Origin of the sequence: Sphingobium sp. TB-6 (genome assembly GCF_012927365.1) — a bacterium.
GTDB lineage: Bacteria > Pseudomonadota > Alphaproteobacteria > Sphingomonadales > Sphingomonadaceae > Sphingobium.
This window is the reverse complement of record NZ_JABBGL010000025.1, coordinates 1-22,080: the sequence shown is the minus strand read 5'-3', so window position 1 is coordinate 22,080 and position 22,080 is coordinate 1. Positions and strand designations below refer to the sequence as shown.

Below are 22,080 nucleotides of genomic sequence, written 5' to 3'. Positions count from 1 at the left end.
CGAACGGGCGCTTAATTTCCCATTATAGAGTCCGGGCTTGCTCCCGGCCGCTGCCGCTGTCATAGGCGCCGCCCCTTCCCCGGAGACCAGTATGACGATGCCCCGCGCCCTGGGCCTTGATTTCGGCACGACCAACAGCGTGGCCGCACTCGCCAATGGCAGCGGGTCGGAACTGGTCGAGTTTTCCGGTGCCCAGGCGACCGGGCCGGTATTCCGCTCCGCGCTCTGCTTCTGGCACGACAGCGATGCGAAGGGCGGCATGGCGCATGAGGCAGGCCCATGGGCGATCGCGGAATATCTGGAATTTCCGGAAGACAGCCGCTTCCTGCAAAGCTTCAAGTCAGTGGCGGCCAGCCCGGTCTTCGAAAGCGCCAACGTGTTCGAAAAGCGCTTCCGATTCGAGGAACTGGGGCAGTTGTTCCTGTCGCGCATGGTCGGCCATGCCGGCGGGACGCTGGACCGGCGGCCGGAGCGGATCGTCATCGGGCGGCCGGTCGAATATGCCGGGTCGCGGCCCGATGAAGGGCTGGCACGGCGGCGCTATGACGCCATGTTTGCGGGGTTCGGGGACGAGCTTCATTATGTCTATGAACCGCTGGGGGCCGCGTTCAGCTATGCTAGCCGGCTGACCGAGGCGGCGACCATCCTCGTCGCGGACTTTGGCGGTGGCACCAGCGACTTTTCGATCGTGCGGGTCGAGGCGCCGGGGGCGGCGCGGCGTTGCGTGCCGCTCGGATCGGCGGGCATCGGCCTTGCCGGGGATCGCTTCGACTATCGGATCGTCGATCATCTGGTGCTGCCGATGCTGGGCAAGGGCGGAAGCTACCAGAGCTTCGGCAAGGAGCTGGAGATTCCGCGCAGCTATTTTGCCGATTTTGCCGACTGGTCGCGACTGGCGCTGATGCGCAACCGGCGGACCATGGATGAACTGGCGCGCTTGCAGAAGGCGGCCCATGATCCCGACGCTATCGGACGGATGATCACGGTGATCGAGAAGGAATTGGGCTATCCGCTCTATGATGCGGTGGGGTCATTGAAACGGCGGCTGTCAGAGGCTGAGAGCGCTATTTTCCGCTTCGAAGGCGGCGGGCTTGCCATCGAGGCGGAAGTGACACGCGCCGATTTCGAAGGCTGGATCGCGCCCGACATCGCCCGGATCGAGGCGACGGTGGACAAGGCGCTCGCCAAGGCGGGCGTAGCGCCCGATGCCATCGACCGGGTGTTCCTGACGGGCGGGACTTCGCTGATCCCGGCGATCCGGCGGATATTCGACAGGCGCTTCGGGAAAGACCATATTGCGACCGGCGACGAACTGACCTCTATCGCGCATGGACTGGCGCTGATCGGGCAGGAGGCCAATTTGGCCGAATGGGCTGCTTGATCCTTGCCGCTTAAGGCCCCACTCTATCGACATGCCTGTCCCTGATGGTTAGGGCAGTGCCGACCAGACCGTTCAAAGAGATTAGAAGATGACCGACATCCCGAACGTCCAGCCCGATACCCGCGCCGAAACGCTGTTGGCCTCGCCCGACCGCGAAGTCGATGCGCGCGACGTGTTCGGCATCGATGTCGACATGAAGATCCCGGCCTTTTCGGAAGCCGATGAGCGGGTGCCCGACCTTGACCCCGCCTATGTGTTCGACCCGGACACCACGCTCGCGATCCTGGCGGGCTTTGCCTATAACCGCCGCGTGATGGTGCAGGGCTATCACGGCACCGGCAAGTCGAGCCATATCGAGCAGGTCGCGGCGCGCCTGCGCTGGCCGTGCATCCGCATCAACCTGGACGCGCATATCAGCCGCATCGACCTGGTCGGGCGCGACGCCATCGTCCTGAAGGACGGGCAGCAGGTGACGGAATTCCGCGAAGGCCTGCTCCCTTGGGCGTTGCAGCGGCCGGTCGCTTTGGTGTTCGACGAATATGATGCGGGCCGCCCGGACGTGATGTTCGTGATCCAGCGCGTGCTGGAAACAGACGGCAAGATGACTTTGCTCGACCAGAATCGGGTGATCCGGCCCAATCCCTGGTTCCGTCTGTTCGCGACCGCCAATACCGTGGGTTTGGGCGACACGACCGGCCTTTATCACGGCACGCAGCAGATCAACCAGGGCCAGATGGACCGCTGGAACCTGGTGGTGGCGCTGAACTATCTGCCCGCCGCGACCGAGGCGCAGGTGGTGCTCGCCAAGTCCGGCGAGTACGACCATGAAGGCGGCCGCAAGGAAGTCGAGAATATGATCAAGGTGGCGGAGTTGACCCGCCAGGGCTTCATCAACGGCGATATCTCGACCGTGATGTCGCCGCGCACCGTGATAAGCTGGGCGCAGAATGCGCTGATCTTCAAGAATATCGGCTTCGCCTTCCGCCTGAGCTTCCTCAACAAATGCGATGAGGCAGAGCGGCCGCTGGTGGCCGAATATTATCAGCGCGTCTTCGGCAAGGATCTGCCCGAAAGCGTCGCCCACCGGGCGGCCTGAGCGCCATGATTGTCGTCGAACGGATTTCGCCCGAGGATACGGCTCATCGGATCAGCATTCGCGGCCATGAACTGACCGTCGATATGACGGCGCCGGACGGCCATGATGCCGGGCCGGACCCGCATGATCTTTACGATTCGGCCTTGGGCGCGTGCAAGGCGATGACCATGCTCTGGTATGCGCAGCGCAACGGCATTCCGGTCGAGGGCATCCATGTCGGCGTGGTTCGGGATGCGAGCCAGGAGCGGCAGGGCATCTACAAGCTGACGACGCGCATCGCGCTCTCCGGTCCGTTGAGTGAGGAGCAGCACGACAAGCTGATCGCCGTGGCCGCGAAATGCCCGGTGCACAAGCTGATGAGCGAGGTCGAGACGCAGATCGAAACCATCGCCGTGCCCTATGTCGGGGAGGGCGAGCGGCCATGAGCGAGACTTTCGCCCTGACACCGGAGGAAGGCCGCCTGCCCTTGGAGAACGCGTTCAACCTGCGCGACTTCGGCGGCTATGCGACCGCCGACGGACGCTGCGTGAAGCGCGGCATGCTCTATCGGTCGGGGACGATGGCGCTGCTGACGGATGGGGATGCGGACCATCTCCGTTCGCTCGGCATCAGGGCGATCTGCGATTTTCGCCGCGGCAACGAACGGACGGCCGAACCTACGCGCTGGCACGGGGCGGAGGTCGATTATTTCTGCCGCGATTATACGGAAAGCAGCGGCCTGCTGGGCGAGATGCTGAAGCGCGACGGCGCGACGGCGGACGATATGCGGCAGACGATGATCGCGCTTTATCGCGTCATCCCGGTGGACCATGCCGAATCCTACTGCGCCATGTTCGCGCGGATCGTGGACGGTCGCGTGCCGCTGCTGATCAACTGTTCGGCGGGCAAGGACCGCACTGGGGTCGGCGCAGCGCTGATCCTGGCGGCGCTGGGCGTGCCGCGCCAGACGATCGTCGCGGATTATCTGGCGACCAATGCCCATGCAGATTGGGACTGGCTGCTGGCGCAGCGCAACACGCTGGTGGCGCGGATGCGGTTGACGAAGACCGATATGCTCGAACCCTTGTTGCAGGCCGAAGCCGTCTATCTGGATACGTTGTTCGCGACGCTGGATGAAAAGCATGGCGGCGTGGACGGCTATCTGAACGACGTGCTGGGCGTGGACGCCACGGCGCGGGACGCCATGCGCGGGATGTTGCTGGACTGATGGCCGACCGTTCGCCCCTCGATGCCTTCAAGGACGTGCTGTCGGGCGCGGCGCGTTCGATCGCGCGCGACGCGGAGGTGGAGGTGAACTTCACCGCCGACACCCCGCATATGGCGGGCAAGGCGATCAAGGTGCCGATGCCGGGACGCAACCTGCCCGCCGAACAGGTGGCGCTGGCGCGCGGCTTTGCGGACGCCAATGCGCTGAAATTGCGGCACCATAATGCGAAGATCCACAATGCTGCCGCACCGGCTGATGCGACGGCGCGGGCGGTCTATGACGCGGTCGAACAGGCGCGGGTCGAGGCGATCGGTTCGCGGGCGATGGAGGGGGTGCGGGCGAACCTCAACCATGCGCTCGACCTGAAATTGAAGTCCGATCCGATCCGCCGGGCGCGCTCCGCCGATGAGGTGCCCTTGTCGACGGCGCTGGCGCTCAAGGTGCGCGAACGGCTGACCGGACAGGCCGCGCCCAAGGATGTGCTGCCGGGTCTGGCGATGGTCGACCAGTGGATCGAGGACAAGGCCGGGGCCGATCTCGACGCGCTTGCCATGGCGATCGACAATCAGCGGGCCTTTCAGAAGCTGACCTCGGCCATGCTGGAGCATCTCCAGCTCATCGACGCGGATACGCCGCCTGAAACCGACGATTCGGAAGCCCAGGAAGAGGGCGAGGACGAGGAGCAGCAACAGGAAGAGGGCGACAGCGGCGAGGATCAGGCCGGCGACAGCGACGCCTTTGCCGAGGCGCGGGCCGAGGACCAGGGCGGCGACACCGAGGACGGCGAGACCGAATATAGCGACGAGTTCGACGCCGACAGCGAGGAAGGCGCGGACGATATGGGCGAGGAAGGCATGATGCCGGTCCGCCCGAACCGGCCGATGTCGGACCTGCCGCCGGGCTTCGACTACAAGCCCTATACGCAGCTTCATGATGAGGTCGTGACCGCCGAGGATCTGTGCGACGAGGATGAATTGCTGCGGTTGCGCGGCTTCCTCGACCAGCAGTTGGTGAGCTTGCAGGGCGCGGTGACGAAGCTTGCCAACCGGCTCCAGCGGCGGCTGATGGCGCAACAGTCGCGGTCGTGGGACTTCGATCAGGAAGAAGGCCTGCTCGACGCGGCGCGGCTGGCGCGGATCGTGATCGATCCGACGCGCTCATTGAGCTACAAGATCGAGCGAGATACCGAGTTCCGCGATACCGTCGTGACGCTGCTGATCGACAATAGCGGATCGATGCGCGGGCGGCCGATCTCCATCGCGGCGATCAGCGCCGACATCATGGCACGCACCCTGGAACGTTGCGGGGTGAAGACCGAGATTCTGGGCTTCACTACCCGCGCCTGGAAGGGCGGGCAGAGCCGCGAGGACTGGCTCGCCGCCGGGCGTCCGCCGATGCCGGGGCGTTTGAACGACCTGCGGCACATCGTCTACAAGAAGGCCGACGAACCCTGGCGCCGGGCGCGCAAGAGTCTGGGCCTGATGATGCGCGAGGGGCTGCTCAAGGAGAATATCGACGGCGAGGCGCTGCTCTGGGCGCACAGCCGCCTGATCGCGCGCAATGAGGAGCGCCGCATATTGATGGTGATCTCGGACGGCGCGCCGGTCGACGATTCCACCCTGTCGGTCAACAGCGGCACCTATCTGGAGCGGCATTTGCGTCAGGTGATCGAGTGGATCGAGAACCGCTCGCCCGTGCAGCTCGTCGCCATCGGCATCGGCCATGACGTCACGCGCTATTATCGCCGCGCGGTGACCATCATGGATGCCGAACAGCTCGGCGGGACCATGGTGGAGCAGCTCGCCGGACTGTTCGACGAAGATTAGAAGCCCTGCTCGTTCGGGCTTCCGCGATGTCGAAGCCCCGGGCCTTCCCTTGAAAAGAAGATCGGCAGTTTCGACCTCGTGTCAGCGCGAGTGAGCGTTTTGACAGGAGAGTGCAATGAGTGTCGCCTTTCGTCGCGAGAGTGACGAGGAGCATCTGGAACCCACTTTCGAAATTCCGTTACCGCCCGGCCCCAATTGGGTGACGGCGCGCGGCCTGCGGTTGACGCGGGAGAAGGTGGAAGCGCTGGAGGCGGTCGAAACCGAGGCCATGGCCGAGGAGGACGCCAAGAAGCTGAAGCGCGAGCTGCGTTACTGGCGGACACGGCTGGCGACGGCGGAATTGCGGCCGGTGCCGGATGGGGAGGCTGTCGCCTTCGGCAGCCGTGTGGCCTACCGGCTGGGCGGCAAGGAGAAGCGGATCGACATCGTCGGTGACGACGAGGCCGAACCGACGAAAGGGCGCATCGCTTTTTCGGCGCCGCTCGCCCGCGCGATGATGGATGCCGAGGAAGGCGAAACCGTCGACTTTGGCGGCAAGCCGGGTGCGCTCACGATTCTGGCGATTGAGGTCATCGCGGACGAGTAAGCCCCCCTCAAACAAGGAAGAAGCCCTCCAGTTTCGGCTGGAGGGCTTCTTGCATTCAGTCAGGCGTTGCGCCCGGCTTCGAAGAGGAACCAGGCCCGTTCTTCCGCCTGATCGGTCCAGTCGTCGATAATGCCTTCGGTCGCATTGTCGCCCGCTTCAGTCGCAGCTGCCTTGGCGGCGCGCAACGCTTCGACGAGCTTCAGATTGTCCTCGCGCAGCTCGTTCAGCATGTCGCCGGGGCTGACATAATCGGCATCATTATCCACCACCGACTGGTGGCGGGAAATGTCACCGATCGAGCGCAGCGTGGTGTTGCCCGTCTTGCGCACCCGCTCCGCGATCAGATCGGTGGTGGCCAGAATCTGCGTCGCCTGCTCGTCGAACATCAGATGATAATCGCGGAAATGCGGGCCGGATACGTGCCAGTGGAAATTCTTGGTCTTGAAATACAGCGCATAGCTGTCCGCGAGCACGCCGTTCAGCGCCTGCGCGACCGACTTGGTCGCATTGCTGCGCAGATCCGTCGGAGTCTTGAGGTCGGGGGCTGTCATGCTTGGCTCCTGCTGAGGGGACTTGGTTTCGCAGATATAATGAACTGTCACCGATAAGGTGCCATGCCAAACAACGAATTTTAAGGCGGAATTTTCGGTCAGTCTGATGAAGACGCTCGATCAGGCGAGATGCAGCGCCGATACCGCCACGGCCAGACCGATGAGTAGCACCAGCCCCCCGCCGCCCCGGCGAATGGCGCGTAGCGGGAGCATCTTGAACAGTTGCTCGCGCCATAGGATCACGGGCATCGTCGCGGCGATGATGCCGATGGCACCCCCGGTCGCGGCGAGAAAGGGATCGGCGGTTCGCACGGCTATGCCCAGGATCAGGAATTGCGCGCCGTCGCCAAAGCCCAGGATGAAAAGGCCGAGCGCGGTGGTCACAAACGGCCCCAGCCGCCAGCCCGCCAGCGGATCGGGCTGCTTCGTCGGCCAGAACATGCCAAGAGCCAGGAAGATCAGCGCCAGCGAAAGGAACAACAGCCGGGCATCGGACCCCAGCATCGGCGCCAGAAAGGCGCCCGCCGCCGCGCCGATGGCGGCATTGGCGATGGCGGCCGCGACGACCCCCGCGATCACCGCGCCGTCGCGCTGGAAACGCATGGCCAGCGCCAGGGCGAGCAACTGCCCCTTGTCTCCAATCTCACCCAACAGGCAGCCGAGCAGGGCGATCAGCAATGCGTCCATGCGGCGGCTGTCTTGATTCGGTTCAGGCGGTCAGATGCGCGCCGGTTGCCGACACGGGCTTGGCGACCGCGGGCATCGGGATGACATCCCCCTCCGGCATTTCCGCCGCGATCGCATCGCGCATCAGGTCGAGATAGGACATGACCACCGGCCCCGCCCCCTGCAACGACAGCGCCGATTGCAATGTGCTCGCGAGGCATTCCACCGTATCGAGGTGAAAGGCGCGCGCGATGTGGCGAATCCGGTCGATCTCGTCACGCAGCCGCGCCACCGGCACATGGCCCCGTTCCCCCGCAAGTCCGTCGACCCGCCCCAGCAGATCGACAAGAATGGCCAACATCGGATCATGTCGCATGGAGAAGACTCCCCCCGTTCTCTGGCCTCGTCCTTGAGCCCCGACTCCTTCATGAACCAGAGCCGGTTAAGGCCGCGTAAAGTGTAGCATGGCGGCAGGAGTTAGACCACGCGCCTTGACATGGAACCGAATCTGCCTCATGGGGCACCGCTGAAACGGGGCGGTCCCTTCCTCGCAAGAGATTTGGGGGCCGCTCTTCTTTTTCACGATATTCACGACCAGGGACTAAGGCCATGGCCAAGCCAGCAACCGTCAAGATTCGCCTCGTCAGCTCGGCTGACACCGGCTTCTTCTACGTCACCAAGAAGAATCCGCGCACCAAGACCGAGAAGCTGAGCTTCCGGAAATATGATCCCGTCGTGCGCAAGCATGTCGAGTTCAAGGAAGCCAAGATCAAGTGATCTGACGGCGGCTCACGCCGCCTGACGATTTCAGGGTTTGCGGCCTGAAGCATTTTCAAATTGGCTGTTCGCAGTCGATGACTCGGAAAATGCGACATCCCACAATCTGGCGCCCGAATGAAGAGGCCCGTTCCCTTGAGGGAACGGGCCTTTCCTTGTTGCCTGTGAGGTTCAGAGCGAGGGCGGCGCATCGCCTTCCTCGCGATCGGGCGGTGCAGGCAAGGACGGCTTCCTTGCGCCGGAGAGCAGGGGCGATGCGGCGCCAAATCCTCAGTTCCCGACCGGCTGCCCATCCGTGCGGCGGACGACAATGGTCGAGGAGCGCGGCTGCTGCCCCGAGACCGGCCAGTTGCCGGTCGGATGCTGGATGTTGATGAAGAAGCTCTTGAGGTCCGGCGTGTAAGCGATGCCGGTGATCTCGCAGCCCGCAGGACCGACCAGGAAGCGCTTGGACGCCTTGCTCGTCTGGTCGACATGATACATCGAATTATTGCCGAAGGCCTGCGTCATGTTGACCGCCGCGCCGTTCAGCGTGCCCGCATTGCCGGTGAGGTTATGGTCGGTTTCCACCCACAGACGGCCCTGCGGATCGATGCGCAGACCATCGGGGCTGGAGAAATAATCGCCGCTGATATTCCCCTTGAGGTTCGCTTCGGCAAGGTTGGGATTGCCCGCCAGCAGGAAGACTTCCCAGGTGAAGCGGGTGGCAAGCGGCGAATCGCCATTCTCGCGGAATTTCAGAATATGGCCATGCAGGTTGGTCGTGCGCGGATTGGGATTGTCGGTGACACGGCGGCCGCTGTTATTGGTGAGGGTCACGAAGATCGCTTGGCGGTTCGGCGCGACCGTGATCCATTCCGGGCGGTCCATCAGCGTGCCGCCCGCGACGCGCGCGGCCGACTGGGTGTTGATGAGGACGTCGGCGGTGGTGTTGAAGCTGACCGTCGTCGGGGTCGGCGGCGTGGTCGACTGGCTGACATTGCCCGGATCGGAGGCATTGGCGACAAGGCCGTTCTGCCCCTGCACCAGCGCGCGCCATTCACCCGTGCCGTCGGCGTTGAAGCGCGCGACATAGAGCGTGCCATAATCCAGCATATCGATGTTCGATGCGCGGTTGCTGGTGCTATAGGCGCGGTCGGGCACGAATTTGTAGATGCAGCCCGGCGTCGAATCGTCACCCATGTAGAAGGCGACGCGGTTGTTGCCGTCATTCAGATAGGCGACATTCTCATGGCTGAAGCGGCCCATGGCGGTGCGCTTCGTCGGCGCGGCCAGTTCCTGATAGGGGTCGATCTCGACCACCCAGCCATAATTGTTGTTGGGCTGGGTCGTGTCGATATAGTTGTTGGTCGTTTCCTCGCAGGTCAAATAGGTGCCCCAGGGCGTACGGCCCGAGGCGCAGTTGTTCAGCGTGCCTCTTATGGTCGAGCTGAGCAGGCCCGCGGCCGGACCGCCGGCACGATAATCGGTGTTGCCGGTATAGCGCTTGTTGAAGCGCGAACCCGCTTTGACCGCGAACTTGCCGTCCGTGCCCTTGGCGATCTCCACGACGGAAACGCCAACGGCGGACAGGGCGATCGCCTTCTGATCGGCGGTGGCAGTGGCGGCTGTGTAGGTGCCGCTGGAAAAGAGGATGTTATAGTCCGGCAGCTCATGGTTGATCGCCAGCAGACCACCCGCATTGGGATCGACGCCCGACAGTTCGAAAAATTCCATGCCATCATGATTGCCGCCGGCCCAGAGGTTGGTCTGGGTCGCGCTGTTCGGGAAGCTGCCGGGCGCATAGGCGGTGCCGGTTTCGACCGAATCGCCGGCCTTCAGCAGCACGTCAATGGTGTAACCCGCAGGGACGGTGACGGTGTCGTTGCTGTTGATCGCAACCGACGCGAAATTGATGGCATAGCTGGCCGCAGGAGTCGGTGTCGGTGTGGGGGGGGTCGGCGTCGGCGTGGGGGAGGCCGAAGCATCATCATCGCCGCACGCCGTGAGCGCGCCCAGCATCGGCAGCATGGAAAGGCCCAGTAGGCCGTTCTTCAGGATGGTGCGGCGCGCCGGATTGGCGGCGACGATCGACTCCAGGCTGTCTTCGCCCGTAGTGATCTTGGGCTGCGCATCGCGAAAGGCCGCGCGCGCCTCGTCGGTCAGATGAGACATGGATGATACCCCTATGTACAATTCGGGCTGTCGGCTGGACACCGCGCCCTGGCGGACGGGGCATGGCAGAGGCGGATGACGGCAAGGCTGCGGAAGCGCGACGGATCGATGAAAACCATATGACAGGGTGGCGACAGAGGGAAAATGGGCGGTTTGCGGACCTATACCCCTGCCCACACGCCCTAAAGCAGCGCGTTCACCTGCTCGACGAAGCGCAGCACCGAAATCGGCTTGGACACATAGGCCTGCGCGCCTGCCCCGCGAATCCGATCCTCATCGCCATGGCCCGCATAGGCGGTGACCGCCATGATCGGCACGGCGGATAGTTGCGCGTCCCGCTTCAGCGAGATGATGAGGTCAAGGCCGCTGATATGCGGCAGGTGGATGTCGGTGATCACCAGGTCGGGATGGAACTCCCGCGCCTGCGTCAGCAGGTCGCGCCCGTCGCGCAGCGGCAGCACCTCATGCCCGTGTGCGCGCAACAGGTCGCAAAAAAGTTTGAGATTAAGTTCGTTGTCCTCGACAACGAGCACGCGCTTTGCCACCAGTCACCCGCGTTTGGAGAAATCCGCAAACATATTGGAAGCGCGCCCCCTAAGCCCGCCCTTCGTTGAGATCAATCATGCGTCCCGACATTAACCATGGCAAGCAACATAGTCCAAGCGAGGCTCGAGAGCCATCCGTACTGGCGCTGATGGCGCTGGCCTGGACATTGGCGGACGATCGCCGTGCCGACCGGCTGCTGGCCCTGACTGGACTGGACGCCGATACGCTACGGGCAGGCGTGGGCGATCCGGCGATATTGAGCGCGGTGCTGGCTTTCCTGGCCGATCATGAGCCGGACCTGATCGCCTGTGCCGAGAGCATCGACAGCACGCCAACGGCGCTGATCGCCGCGAAGGAGGCTCTCACCGCATGAACCGCCCACTGATCATCACCGATTGCGACGAGGTGCTGCTGCATATGGTGGTGCCCTTCCGGCAATGGCTGGACGAAAGCCATAATGTCCATTTCGACATGCGCGAGCGCGGCTTTGCAGAGGCTCTGCGTCACAAGGACAGCGGCAAGCCGCTGGAGCGCGCGCTGGTCTGGGAATTGCTGATCGGCTTTTTCGATACGGAAATGCATCGCCAAGCGCCGATCGCGGGCGCGGTGGAGACGATCGGCCGCCTGAGCCAAATCGCGGACATCGTGGTGCTCACCAATATCACACAGCGGCATCACCGGCAGCGCGAGGAACAACTGGCGGCCCACGGTCTGTCATTCCCGGTTCACTGGAACCAGGGCGGCAAGGGGCGGCCGCTGGCGGCCATCGTCGCGGAGCGTCAACCCAGCGTCGCCCTGTTCATCGACGATCTGGCCGAACATCATGGGTCGGTGGCGGATCATGCGCCCGGCGTCTGGCGCCTGCATATGGTGGGCGAGCCGGAGATCGCCGCCGAAGTCGCCGCCGCGCCCCTGGCCCATGCCCGGATCGACGACTGGGCGGCCGCCGAAACCTGGATCGCCGCCCGGCTGGCCGAAGGACCGGCGCCCGACTCTTTCCCAACCATCCAAGGAGCATCCGCATGAGCATCGAAGCCCGCCTCACCGAACTGGGCATTACCCTCCCCGCCGCCGCCGCGCCGGTCGCTGCCTATGTCGCGGCGGTGGAAGCCAACGGCCTGCTGCATATTTCCGGGCAGATTTCCCTGTCCGACGGCCAGTTGATGACGGGACGCCTGGGCGAGGACCGCGACCTCGATTACGGCGTCAAAGCGGCGCGGGCCTGCGGCCTCAACCTGATCGCGCAGATGAAGGCCGCGCTCGGCAGCCTGGACCGGGTCGAACGAATCGTGAAATTGGGCGCCTTCATCAGCAGCACGCCCGAATTCACCGACCAGCCCAAGGTCGCCAATGGCGCGTCCGAACTGATGGTCGAGGTTTTCGGTGACGCGGGAAAGCATGCTCGCAGCGCCGTGGGCGTGCCCGTGCTGCCGCTCGGTGCAGTGGTCGAGATCGACGCGATCGTCCTTGTCCGCCCGGCCTGACGCCTTCCCCTTCCTGACCGCGCGTCCCTTCGCCCATCGCGGGCTGCACGGGGGCAGGGTCAGCGAAAACGGCATGGCGGCTTTCACGGCCGCCATCGCCGGCGGTTTCGGCATCGAATGTGATGCGCGCCTCAGCCGCGACGGCGTTGCGATCGTCTTCCACGACGCCGCGTTGCAACGCATGACCGGCGAAGCGGGCACGGTTTCGGATCATGACGCCGGGGCGATCGACCGGCTGATGCTGCCCGACGGCGGCAGCGTTCCGCGCCTGCGAGCCTTGCTCGATCTGTGCGGGACGGACGTTCCGCTGCTTATCGAGATCAAGGTGGACGGGCGGCATGTCGCCCCCATCTGTGCAGCGGTTGCCGACGATCTGGCGCGGCGGCCCAAGACCCTGGCGGCAGTCATGTCGTTCAATCCCATGGCGATAAGCTGGTTCCGGCGCCACCGGCCCGCAGTCGCGCGCGGGCTGGTCGTCACCGAACAGGGCAAGCGAGGCCAGCGCAGCAGAATCGCGCGCGCTCTTGCACTTTGGACCGCGAAACCCGATTTTATTGCCTGTGATATTCGCGACCTGCCTTCGTCCCTGTCCACCGATGCCCGCCGGCGGGGCATGCTCGTGCTGACATGGACGGTGCGCGGCGAGGAGGAGCGCGCCTGCGCTGCGCTGCACGCCGACCAGATCATCTTCGAGCGGTCGCATGACTGAATGCGTGGCGCGCCTCGCCCAGGGCGTGGCCGAATTGCCGCGCGACCAGTGGGATGCCTGCGCGGGAGATGCCAATCCCTTCATGAGCTGGGATTTCCTTGCCGCGCTGGAACGTTCGGGCAGCGTCGGCGGCAATAGCGGCTGGCAGCCCTTGCCCTTGGTGATCGACGGAGCGGACGGGCGGATCGCCGCCGCCGCGCCGCTTTATGGCAAGACCCACAGCCAGGGCGAATATGTGTTCGACCATGGCTGGGCCGATGCATGGGAACGGGCGGGCGGGCAATATTATCCCAAGATTCAGGTCGCCGCGCCCTTTTCGCCGGTGCCGGGGCCAAGGCTGCTGCTGCGCGACGAAGGCCTCGCCCCGGCGCTGATCGCAGGGATCGAGGCGGTGGTGGAGCAGAATCAGCTCTCCTCCGCCCATGCGACGTTCATCGCGCCGGAGCAGGTTGCGCTGTTCGAGGCCGCGGGCTGGCTGATCCGGGAGGACAGCCAGTTCCATTGGACCAATCGCGGCTATCGCGATTTCAACGACTTCCTGGCCGACCTGTCGAGCGCCAAGCGCAAGAATATCCGCAAGGAGCGCGAACGCGCCGTCGAGGGGCTGGAGATCGTCCACCTGACCGGCGCGGCGCTGACCGAGGCGCATTGGGATATATTCTGGACCTTCTATCAGGATACCGGGGCGCGCAAATGGGGGCGGCCCTATCTGACCCGCGCCTTCTTCTCCATGCTGGGGGAGAGCATGGCCGACCGGGTGCTGCTGGTGCTGGCGTTGCGCCAGGGGCGACCGATCGCGGGAGCGCTCAACCTGATCGGCGCGGATACGCTTTATGGGCGCTATTGGGGCTGCACCGAGGACGTGCCCAATCTGCATTTCGAGCTATGCTATTATCAGGCGATCGACATCGCCATCGCCCGCGGGCTGAAACGGGTGGAGGCGGGCGCCCAGGGCGGGCACAAGCTGGCGCGCGGCTATGCGCCGGAGCCCACCTTTTCAGCGCATTTCATCCCCAATGCCAGTTTCCGCCGGGCGATCGCCGATTTCCTGGCGGCCGAGCGGCAGGGTGTGCAGCGGGACCGGCTCTGGCTGACCGATCGGACTCCCTTTCGCAAGGTCGAAACAGGGAACTGACGCGGAGACTGGATTCCTGCCCTTGCTCCAGCCGGCCATCCCCGCCTTCGCGCGAATGACCGGCTGCAAACAGGCAAACCGCCCTCAGGCCGCGGCGGCAATCCCGCTGACGCCCAGTTCCGCCAGAGCGAACCGGCGGATATGCTCGCCCAAATCCTCGCGCCCCAGCGCCAGCGCCAGGTTCGCCTCGATATAACCCGCCTTCGACCCGCAATCGAACCGCCGCCCATCGAAGGTCACGCCGTGGAAAGGCTGCATCCCGATCATCGAAGCCATGGCGTCGGTAAGCTGAATCTCTCCGCCAGCGCCCTTTTCCTGCGTCTCCAGGATCTTCATCACCTCCGGTTGAAGGATATAGCGCCCCGGCAGGATCAGGTTCGACGGCGCCGTGCCCGGTGCCGGCTTCTCGACCAGCCCCTTCACCTCAGTGAGCGCTCCGTCACGCTTGCCCGGATCGATCACGCCATAGTTCGGCGTCTCCGCCATCGGCACTTCCAGGGCGCAGACCAGATTGCCGCCGACCTTGTCATAAGCCTCAACCATCTGCTTCAGGCAGCCACGGCCCGGCGCACCCTTCATGAACTCGTCAGGCAGCAGGATGGCGAACGGCTCATCGCCCACAATGTCGCGGGCGCACCAGATGGCATGGCCCAGACCCAGCGGCTCCTGCTGGCGCAGGAACACCGCATTGCCCGGCAACAGCCGCGTACCGTCCAGCGAGGACAGATCCTTGCCCCGCTCGCGCTGGGTGGCTTCGGCCTCATAGGCCATGTCGAAATAATCTTCGATCGCGCCCTTGCCGCGGCCGGTGACGAAGATCATCTGCTCGATCCCCGCCTCCCGCGCCTCATCCACCGCATATTGGATCAGCGGTCGGTCGACGACCGGCAGCAGTTCCTTGGGCACCGACTTGGTCGCCGGAAGAAAGCGCGTGCCGAGACCTGCGACAGGGAAAACGGCTTTGCGAATCGGTTTGTAGGACATGAGGCTCCTGTTTTCTCGCTAGGCGCGCGGATAGGCTTCGCCCTCCGCCGCATAAAGATCAAGCACGGAAGATGGCTTACTCCGTTTCAGACGGCCAGCAGGCGCTGTGCCACCCTTTCGAGGGAAGCAATCTCCGCTTCGAGTTGCTCAAGCGAGACATGCGTCTGGTTATTCCGCGCATCGCGGCATGTAAAGCCGCCGGGCGCGGGCTGCTGAAAGCCGCCGATGATGAGCGACCGGAACCGGTCGATCCTCTGCATGTCGCGCTCGATATCCGATATTTCCATCAATGCGCCGGCATTGCGCCGGTCCCGCATCGCCACCATGGTTCGCAGTTCGGTCATCAGCTTCGTCATGCCCGGACGAGTCCGGGCACCCACGGTCCGCACATCCCCCATGGCTTCCCGCATTATCGCGATCTTCGCCTCCAGGCTCTGTTCCAGCATCGTCCAGGCACAGACCAGACGACCCACTGCACACAGAAGCGCCGCATCCTCTGGCGCATAATCCGACACTGATCTTACCGCAATTTCAGCAACCACGTTCACTTCATCCGCGCCCCGGTATATTTTGCTTTCCGCTCGGGACAGAGCCTGCCCGTATTGCAGTGCAAAAGGCTAGGGGGGTGGAGCCGGGTCGCTCGCAGCAGCGGCACAGGCCATCGCCAACTGTGCCCAAACAGCGATGAGCCGTTAACCGTCTTTAACGGCCGGATCAAAAATCGATAGCGATTCCCTTGCGTTCCCAGTCGCCATAGCGAACCGGGCTCAATAACTCGTCATGGCGCGACGGATTGTCGATCGGATCGGGTTGCGGCACCGGCGGGCTTTTCGACAGATGCGCGGGCGGCTTCACATGCGCCGGGCGCTTGCCGTTGAAGGTTCCCATCGATCCATCCTTTCGATTGCGGGGGCGTCATCGTCACCCCATATTCAGGGGCGCCCCATATTCAGAGTAAGGCCGCTATCTGGGCCGCCAAGGAGATTTACGCAAGTGAATGGCATGAAGACGGTGATGCTGTTGTCGGCCCTGACGGCGCTGTTCATGGCATTGGGCTATACGCTGGGCGGCAGCGGCGGGGCGGTGATCGCGCTGCTGGTGGCATTGGGCATGAACCTCTTCACCTTCTGGAACGCCGACAGGATCGTGCTGTCGATGCACCATGCGCGGGAGGTCGACGCGACCAGCGCGCCGGAATTTTACGGCCTCGTCGCGGAACTGGCCCAGCGCGCGAAACTTCCCATGCCGCGCGTCTATCTGATCGACGAGCCGCATCCCAATGCCTTCGCCACCGGCCGCGATCCGCAGCATGCCGCCGTCGCCGCGACCACCGGGCTGCTTTCGATGCTGAGCCGGGACGAAGTGGCTGGCGTCATGGCGCATGAACTGGGCCATGTGCGCAATCGCGATACACTGATCATGACGATGGTCGCGACCATTGCGGGCGCGATCTCGATGCTCGCCAATTTCGGCCTGTTCTTCCGCGGCGGCAATCAGGAGAATGGCCACGGCAACCTGATCGCGACGCTGCTGGCGGTGATCGTGGCTCCTTTCGCCGCGATGATCGTGCAGATGGCGATCAGCCGCACCCGAGAATATGGCGCGGACGCGGCGGGCGCGGAGATCAGCGGCAACCCGCGCGCGCTTGCCTCCGCCCTCGCCAAGATCGCCGGCCGCGCCGAAATGATTCCCAACCCGGTGGCGGAGCGCAATCCCGCCGCCGCCCAGCTCTACATCGTGCCGGTGCATGTGAGCGAGCTCTTCTCCACTCACCCCGCGACGGAAAAGCGCATCGCCGCGCTGGAGGACATGGCGCAGGATATGGGCACGCGCACCTCCGCCCTCTCACCTGCAGCAGCGGCCTCCAAAACGCGCAAATCGAGCGCCCTCGATCCTTTACGGCGCAGCTAAAGCGTCTCGGAATTGGTGGATTGCGGACTTTTTTCCGTCATCCCGGCTTTCGTTGGGATGACGATTGTTGATGTCCGAAACTGAGCATTTCCAGACTCAGCCCCCGAATAAAACCTAAGCGGCGCGCAATTGCGTCGTCGCGATCAGCGCTCGGGCCTGGCGCTGGGCTTCCGCGATTTCTCGTGCCGACATTTCCTCGGCCACTTCCGCCCGCATCGTCTGCCCCTCCTCGCTGCCCTTGAGGGCGGCCAGGTTGAACCATTTATGCGCTTCGATCAGGTCGACGGGCAAACCGCCAGTGCCGCAACTATAGGCGACCCCCAGATCGAAACAGGCTTCCGCAGTTCCGCTTGCCGCACCCGAAAGACGGCTTTGCATCAGAAATTGCGCGCTCTTCAGACCATTGGCCATAACCGAATCCCCCTCATGGATTTCGACTTGCTGGTTTTCGACAAGCGGCAGGCTGCACCGGCGGCGGATAAAAAATGGTTAATGCGCTCAAAACCAATTTCCAGGAAAATGCCAACGATGCGCGGAGGAGCAGGGTTAACGTGCCCGGACGGTACAAAAAGGGTAGCGCGAGCGTCCGATTGTCCCCATAGCCACCGGCATGACCGATCATCCCGAAATCCCCGCAGGACAGGCGAGAAAGGACATAGCTTTCCGCGAGTTCGTGATGCTCTGCGCCTGCCTGATGGCGATGAATGCGCTGTCGATCGATCCGATGCTGCCGGCCCTGCCCGCCATCGGCCGGGATCTGGCGATCCCGCATCCCAATGACCGGCAATTGATCATCAGCGTCTATTTTCTGGGACTGGGGATCGGTTCTCTGCTGTTCGGCGTGCTGTCCGACCGATTCGGGCGAAAGCGCGTGTTGGGGAGCGCCATGGCGCTGTTCATCCTCTCTTCCATCGCCTGCGCCGGCGCGCACAGTTTCACCATGATGCTGGCCGGGCGCGCCTGTGCCGGTTTCTTCGCGGGCGCGAGCCGCGTCATCACCGTCGGCATCGTCCGCGACCGCTTCCGGGGCGATGCGATGGCGCGGGTCATGTCGCTGATCTTTGCGGTGTTCATGCTGATCCCGGTCATGGCGCCGACTTTCGGCCAGGCGATATTGTGGATCGCCCCCTGGCGCTGGATCTTCTGGGCGCTGTCGATCCTGGCGAGCCTGATCCTGCTGTGGATGGCGATGCGCCTGCCGGAAACGCTGCTGCCGGAGAATCGCTTGCGAATGAGCGCGCGCGCGATTTTCCGGACGGTCGGCGCGATCATCCGCACCCGCAGCTCGATCGGCTATATGCTGGCCAGCGGGGTGGTGATGAGCGGCCTGATCGGCTTCATCCTGTCGGTGCAACAAATATTCTTCGACATTTTCGGGGCGCAGAAAATCTTCCCCTTTGCCTTCGCCGCCATCGCCGGCAGCATGGGGATCGGCAGCCTGCTCAACAGCCGCCTCGTCTCCCGCTTCGGCGCGCGGCGATTGAGCCAGACGGCGTTGCTGTGCCTGGTGCTGATCAATGCCGTGCATTTGACGGTGATCCTGACGGGGCATGAAACCATCGTCAGCTTCATGATCCTCCAGGCGTCGACGATGATGACGGTCGCCTTTACCGCGTCCAATTTCAGCGCGATTTCAATGGAGCCCTTTGCCAGAGGCGCGGGCGTCGCCTCCTCCTTTCAGGCTTTTCTCACCACCGCCGTGTCGAGCGCGCTGGGCAGCCTGATCGGCCATGCCTTTGACGGGACGACATTGCCGCTGACATTGGGATTGATGGTGTTCGGCTCGATCTCTTTCCTGATCGTCGCGTGGGCGGAACGGGGGAAAATGTTCACCCGCCCGCATCATGCAGGATTGCGCGATCCCGAATTCGAAGTCTTGCGTTAAAAAAAGGGGCGGTGCTACCCGCCCCCTTTTTTGTAGCTCAGGCGTCCTGGCCGCCCGGCGTATGCGCGCCGGGCATCGGCGGCACCGGCATCGGTGGAATGCCGACATCCTGTTCATGGGTTTCGACCAACCCGCGCCCGACATGGCTCTTGCGATAGCCATAGACGAAATAGAGCACGAGACCCAGGCCACCCCAGATCGGCAGGACGAGCTGCGCATCGACGGGCAGATTGAAGAAGAGGAAGACGCAACCGAAAGCCGCCGTCGGCGCGATCGCCCACACTATGGGCGTGCGGAACGGACGAGCCCGCCCCGGTTCCTTCACCCGCAGCACCAGCACGGCGATCGACACCATGAAGAAGGCGAACAGCGTGCCGGAATTGGAAATGTCCGCGAGCTGACCCACAGGCAGCAGCGCGGCGCCGATGGCGACGAAGACGCCGGTGACCATGGTGACGATATGGGGCGTCTTGAACCTGGGGTGGATGCTGGCGAGCTTTTCCGGCAGCAGGCCGTCGCGCGCCATCACGAAGAAGATGCGGGTCTGGCCGAACATCATCATCAGGATGACCGACGGCAGCGCAAGATTGGCGGCCAAGCCGAGCGCATTGCCCACGACCGTCCAATTGATCGAGCGCAACACATGGGCCAGCGCTTCATTGGAGCAGACGAGATCCTGAGCATGGGCAGCAGTCGCACAGGCGGCGGCAAAACCCTGCGATCCGGGCGCCACCACTGAACCGTCCGGACCCAGCACGGGCTGCGCACCGATCGCGCCGACCGCGCCCGCCGCGACCAACAGGTAAAAAACGGTGCAGATCGCAAGGCTGCCGATCAGGCCGATGGGGACGTTGCGCTGCGGGTTCTTGGTTTCTTCCGCCGCGGTCGAAACCGCATCGAAGCCGACATAGGCGAAAAAGATCGACGCGGCGGCGCCAACGATGCCCATGCCGCTGGTGCCTTCCGGCCCGAACCAGCCATTGGGCGCGAAGGGCGAGAAATTGCCGGTCTTGAGCACGGGCAGCGTCAGGATGATGAAGGCGGTCAGCGCCGCCACCTTGATGGCGACGAGCACGGCATTAACGCGGGCGCTTTCGGTGGTGCCGATGACCAACAGGGCGGTCACGGCGAGCGCCACGACGATCGCCGGGATGTTGATCACGCCATGGGTGAAATCGGCTTGCGGAATGAGGCCGTTCATCGTCCAGACCGGGCCGGCGGAAAGCGCCTGTGGCAGATCAAGCCCGGTTACGCTCTTAACAAGGCCCATGAAATAGCCGGACCACCCCACCGAAACGGCGCTGGCGGCGACCGCATATTCCAGGATGAGCGCCCAGCCCACCATCCAGGCGAGCAGTTCCCCGACGACCGCATAGGTATAGGTGTAGGCGGAACCGGACACCGGCACCATGGAGGCGATTTCGGAATAGCAGAGCGCGGCGAAGGCGCAGACGGCCCCCGCAATCATGAAGCTCCACATCATGCCCGGCCCCGCCTTTTGCGCGGCGGCGGCGGTCAAAACGAAAATGCCGGTGCCGATGATGGCGCCGACCCCCAATAGCGTCAGTTGAACCGGCCCCAATGTGCGGACAAGCGATTTTTTCTCGGCCGTGGCCAATATCGCGTCCAGTGGCTTTATACGCCCGAAGATCATGGTGGAGCCCTTTATCTTGATGTCTTTTGCTCGGGCGGCCGTTGCAGCCGCTCCCCTTTTGTGATGAAGCGGAGACTATCGTCTAATCCGGCGTGCGCAAGTATGTTGCGCATTCAGGACATGGTTCAAAAGCGGTTCCCATGGCGTGATGAAGGAGTGAAGCATGGTCGAATTGCTGCGGGCGGTGGGCTTGGGCGATGTCGTGCACGGTTTTGCCGGGCGACGCGGCGGCGTTTCGACCGGGATTCACGCGGGGCTGAATGTCGGATTAGGGTCGGAGGACGAGCGGGAGGCGGTGTTGCGCAACCGGGATCTGGTGCGGGACGCGCTGTTGCCGGGTGCGACGCTGGTGACGGTGCATCAGGTCCACTCGCCCGATGTGATCACGGTCGCGGCGCCGATTTCCGCCGACGACCGGCCAGCGGCTGACGCCATGGTCACGAATCGACCGGGATTGATATTGGGGATTCTCACCGCCGATTGCGTGCCGGTGTTGTTTGCTGATGCTGCGGCCGGTGTCGTCGGCGCGGCGCATGCCGGATGGAAGGGCGCATTAGGCGGCGTTACGGACCGGACGATCGCTGCTATGGAGGCACTGGGCGCCTCGCGCGACCAGATGGCTTGCGCGATCGGTCCGTGCATCGGGCGTTCGTCCTATGAAGTGACGCTGGATTTCGCGGCACGCTTTATGGCGGAGGATCCGGATAATGATCGTTTCTTCACTGCGGCGCGCACAGGGCATTGCCAGTTCGACATTGCAGCCTATGTGGCGGCACGGCTGGCAGCGGCGGGGATCAGCCGGATCGAGCTGCTGGACGAGGATACCTATAGCCAGCCGGATCGCTTTTACAGCTATCGCCGGTCATGCCATCGCAGCGAGCCAGATTATGGCCGGCAGATTTCGATGATTGCGTTGGGGGAATGAGGCATGCTGTCGGAACCGCCGGCGTATCGAGCAGGGAATGTTCGTCCCGCATGATAATCTGAGAATATCTCAGGCTGACGGAAGCGGCAGCTTTTGCTTAAGGCTGGCTCGAAGATACCCCGAAAGATCGGCATCGTAGGCAGCCTGCTATCATCGAAGATATTTCTGCCGCCTACTCAGGCGCAAACGACTTGTCGCGAGCCTGTTGTTGGGCAGGACCGGCCTTCAAGGAGTTATTGGCAAATACCCTAGCGCCTGAACCCCATCAAGATAGGTTCATAGGCGGAGGATCGTTTCCGTATCGACGAGCGGCATCGCGCGCAATTGCTGGGGTAATCGCAGGACGCGGCGTGACAAACCGACCGAGGGCTATAGAGTATTCTCATGCAAACGCGCCAAGGCCTTGCCAGGCCTCCTGTTCGCTTTGATTAGCGACACGGTCTTTGTTGATGGCTACCGAAAGCTGTTAGGAAAATGGTATCGCTCCGGTGAGGGCCGCCTTGCGGTGATCCGCTGATATTTTGACATGGCACCGGTGCAAGCGCCGGTGTTTGCACCGATACTAAGGACGGTGCGATGAGTCAGATCACGGTAATTTCGGGG

General features: G+C 63.6%; 25 protein-coding genes. 15 read left to right on the top strand and 10 right to left on the bottom strand.

The window, feature by feature from the left end; genetic code table 11:
• Positions 1-91: 91 nt before the first annotated feature.
• The 6 genes from HHL26_RS21620 (at position 92) to HHL26_RS21595 (ending at position 6,096) form a co-directional block, all read left to right on the top strand.
• Entirely contained in the window at positions 92-1,381 is a 1,290-nt protein-coding gene (locus tag HHL26_RS21620; RefSeq protein WP_066552937.1) for an Hsp70 family protein, read from the top strand.
• A gap of 88 nt (positions 1,382-1,469) precedes the next feature.
• On the top strand, positions 1,470-2,477 hold the full coding sequence (gene cobS, locus HHL26_RS21615) for a cobaltochelatase subunit CobS (protein ID WP_066552930.1): 1,008 nt from the start codon (positions 1,470-1,472) through the stop codon (positions 2,475-2,477).
• 5 nt (positions 2,478-2,482) lie between these two features.
• A complete protein-coding gene (locus tag HHL26_RS21610; RefSeq protein WP_066552928.1) occupies positions 2,483-2,902 on the top strand; it encodes an OsmC family protein in 420 nt (139 codons plus the stop codon).
• Positions 2,899-3,684 carry a tyrosine-protein phosphatase gene (locus HHL26_RS21605; protein ID WP_066552925.1) on the top strand — a complete coding sequence of 262 codons (786 nt, stop codon included), beginning with the start codon at positions 2,899-2,901 and terminating at the stop codon, positions 3,682-3,684. The genes HHL26_RS21610 and HHL26_RS21605 overlap by 4 nt, the downstream gene beginning before the upstream one ends.
• Complete coding sequence (gene cobT / locus HHL26_RS21600) at positions 3,684-5,510, top strand: cobaltochelatase subunit CobT (RefSeq protein ID WP_066552921.1); 1,827 nt, start codon at positions 3,684-3,686, stop codon at positions 5,508-5,510. The genes HHL26_RS21605 and cobT overlap by 1 nt, the downstream gene beginning before the upstream one ends.
• 115 nt (positions 5,511-5,625) lie before the next feature.
• The gene (locus HHL26_RS21595; RefSeq protein ID WP_066552919.1) at positions 5,626-6,096 is read left to right on the top strand and encodes a GreA/GreB family elongation factor; all 471 of its coding nucleotides are present in this window, start codon (positions 5,626-5,628) and stop codon (positions 6,094-6,096) included.
• A 59-nt stretch (positions 6,097-6,155) separates the two neighbouring features.
• On the opposite strand, the gene HHL26_RS21590 is transcribed toward HHL26_RS21595, so the two are convergent.
• From HHL26_RS21590 to HHL26_RS21580, 3 genes are all read right to left on the bottom strand, one after another.
• Positions 6,156-6,647, bottom strand: coding sequence for a DNA starvation/stationary phase protection protein (locus HHL26_RS21590; RefSeq protein WP_066552916.1), 492 nt, complete (start codon positions 6,645-6,647; stop codon positions 6,156-6,158).
• A gap of 120 nt (positions 6,648-6,767) precedes the next feature.
• Positions 6,768-7,334, bottom strand: a complete 567-nt coding sequence (locus HHL26_RS21585) for a TMEM165/GDT1 family protein (RefSeq protein ID WP_066552915.1) — start codon at positions 7,332-7,334, stop codon at positions 6,768-6,770.
• Positions 7,335-7,356: 22 nt separating this feature from the next.
• Entirely contained in the window at positions 7,357-7,689 is a 333-nt protein-coding gene (locus HHL26_RS21580) for a hypothetical protein (RefSeq protein WP_066552913.1), read from the bottom strand.
• 233 nt (positions 7,690-7,922) lie between these two features.
• Here HHL26_RS21580 and rpmG point away from each other — a divergent pair, with 233 nt between their 5' ends.
• Entirely contained in the window at positions 7,923-8,090 is a 168-nt protein-coding gene (gene rpmG / locus HHL26_RS21575) for a 50S ribosomal protein L33 (protein WP_007687342.1), read from the top strand.
• A gap of 270 nt (positions 8,091-8,360) precedes the next feature.
• Here the strand turns inward: rpmG and HHL26_RS21570 are convergent, their stop codons facing one another.
• Positions 8,361-10,244 carry a PhoX family phosphatase gene (locus HHL26_RS21570; RefSeq protein WP_087573674.1) on the bottom strand — a complete coding sequence of 628 codons (1,884 nt, stop codon included), beginning with the start codon at positions 10,242-10,244 and terminating at the stop codon, positions 8,361-8,363.
• A 182-nt stretch (positions 10,245-10,426) separates the two neighbouring features.
• A complete protein-coding gene (locus HHL26_RS21565) occupies positions 10,427-10,789 on the bottom strand; it encodes a response regulator (protein ID WP_176392264.1) in 363 nt (120 codons plus the stop codon).
• A 77-nt stretch (positions 10,790-10,866) separates the two neighbouring features.
• Between HHL26_RS21565 and HHL26_RS21560 the strand changes: the two genes are divergently transcribed.
• From HHL26_RS21560 to HHL26_RS21540, 5 genes are read left to right on the top strand one after another with little or no spacing between them, the layout of a single operon-like run.
• A complete protein-coding gene (locus HHL26_RS21560; protein ID WP_066552908.1) occupies positions 10,867-11,163 on the top strand; it encodes a DUF3572 domain-containing protein in 297 nt (98 codons plus the stop codon).
• Positions 11,160-11,816: a hypothetical protein gene (locus tag HHL26_RS21555; protein WP_066552906.1), complete on the top strand. Its 657-nt coding sequence runs from the start codon at positions 11,160-11,162 to the stop codon at positions 11,814-11,816. The genes HHL26_RS21560 and HHL26_RS21555 overlap by 4 nt, the downstream gene beginning before the upstream one ends.
• Complete coding sequence (locus tag HHL26_RS21550; RefSeq protein ID WP_066552904.1) at positions 11,813-12,274, top strand: RidA family protein; 462 nt, start codon at positions 11,813-11,815, stop codon at positions 12,272-12,274. Before HHL26_RS21555 ends, HHL26_RS21550 begins: the two co-directional genes overlap by 4 nt.
• A complete protein-coding gene (locus HHL26_RS21545) occupies positions 12,258-12,983 on the top strand; it encodes a glycerophosphodiester phosphodiesterase family protein (protein ID WP_066552901.1) in 726 nt (241 codons plus the stop codon). Before HHL26_RS21550 ends, HHL26_RS21545 begins: the two co-directional genes overlap by 17 nt.
• Positions 12,976-14,118, top strand: a complete 1,143-nt coding sequence (locus tag HHL26_RS21540) for a GNAT family N-acetyltransferase (protein ID WP_066552898.1) — start codon at positions 12,976-12,978, stop codon at positions 14,116-14,118. Before HHL26_RS21545 ends, HHL26_RS21540 begins: the two co-directional genes overlap by 8 nt.
• Before the next feature lie 84 nt (positions 14,119-14,202).
• Here the strand turns inward: HHL26_RS21540 and HHL26_RS21535 are convergent, their stop codons facing one another.
• The 3 genes from HHL26_RS21535 to HHL26_RS21525 all read right to left on the bottom strand — a co-directional run bounded on the left by HHL26_RS21535 (position 14,203) and on the right by HHL26_RS21525 (position 15,990).
• Complete coding sequence (locus tag HHL26_RS21535; RefSeq protein ID WP_066552894.1) at positions 14,203-15,102, bottom strand: UTP--glucose-1-phosphate uridylyltransferase; 900 nt, start codon at positions 15,100-15,102, stop codon at positions 14,203-14,205.
• 86 nt (positions 15,103-15,188) lie between these two features.
• Positions 15,189-15,617, bottom strand: a complete 429-nt coding sequence (locus HHL26_RS21530) for a hypothetical protein (protein WP_066552892.1) — start codon at positions 15,615-15,617, stop codon at positions 15,189-15,191.
• Positions 15,618-15,816: 199 nt separating this feature from the next.
• Positions 15,817-15,990 carry a DUF1674 domain-containing protein gene (locus HHL26_RS21525; protein ID WP_082748337.1) on the bottom strand — a complete coding sequence of 58 codons (174 nt, stop codon included), beginning with the start codon at positions 15,988-15,990 and terminating at the stop codon, positions 15,817-15,819.
• A gap of 105 nt (positions 15,991-16,095) precedes the next feature.
• On the opposite strand from HHL26_RS21525, the gene htpX reads away from it, so the two are divergent.
• Positions 16,096-17,013, top strand: a complete 918-nt coding sequence (gene htpX, locus HHL26_RS21520) for a zinc metalloprotease HtpX (RefSeq protein ID WP_197672739.1) — start codon at positions 16,096-16,098, stop codon at positions 17,011-17,013.
• Positions 17,014-17,127: 114 nt separating this feature from the next.
• On the opposite strand, the gene HHL26_RS21515 is transcribed toward htpX, so the two are convergent.
• Positions 17,128-17,424 carry an SEL1-like repeat protein gene (locus tag HHL26_RS21515; protein ID WP_066552888.1) on the bottom strand — a complete coding sequence of 99 codons (297 nt, stop codon included), beginning with the start codon at positions 17,422-17,424 and terminating at the stop codon, positions 17,128-17,130.
• A 199-nt stretch (positions 17,425-17,623) separates the two neighbouring features.
• Between HHL26_RS21515 and HHL26_RS21510 the strand changes: the two genes are divergently transcribed.
• Positions 17,624-18,898 (top strand): multidrug effflux MFS transporter, encoded by a 1,275-nt coding sequence (locus HHL26_RS21510; protein ID WP_066552885.1) that lies wholly within the window; start codon positions 17,624-17,626, stop codon positions 18,896-18,898.
• Between the two features lie 37 nt (positions 18,899-18,935).
• Here HHL26_RS21510 and HHL26_RS21505 read toward each other — a convergent pair whose 3' ends face one another.
• Positions 18,936-20,552 (bottom strand): amino acid permease, encoded by a 1,617-nt coding sequence (locus HHL26_RS21505; protein WP_066552883.1) that lies wholly within the window; start codon positions 20,550-20,552, stop codon positions 18,936-18,938.
• Between the two features lie 163 nt (positions 20,553-20,715).
• Between HHL26_RS21505 and pgeF the strand changes: the two genes are divergently transcribed.
• Positions 20,716-21,477 (top strand): peptidoglycan editing factor PgeF, encoded by a 762-nt coding sequence (gene pgeF, locus HHL26_RS21500; protein ID WP_066552881.1) that lies wholly within the window; start codon positions 20,716-20,718, stop codon positions 21,475-21,477.
• The last annotated feature ends 603 nt before the right edge of the window (positions 21,478-22,080 follow it).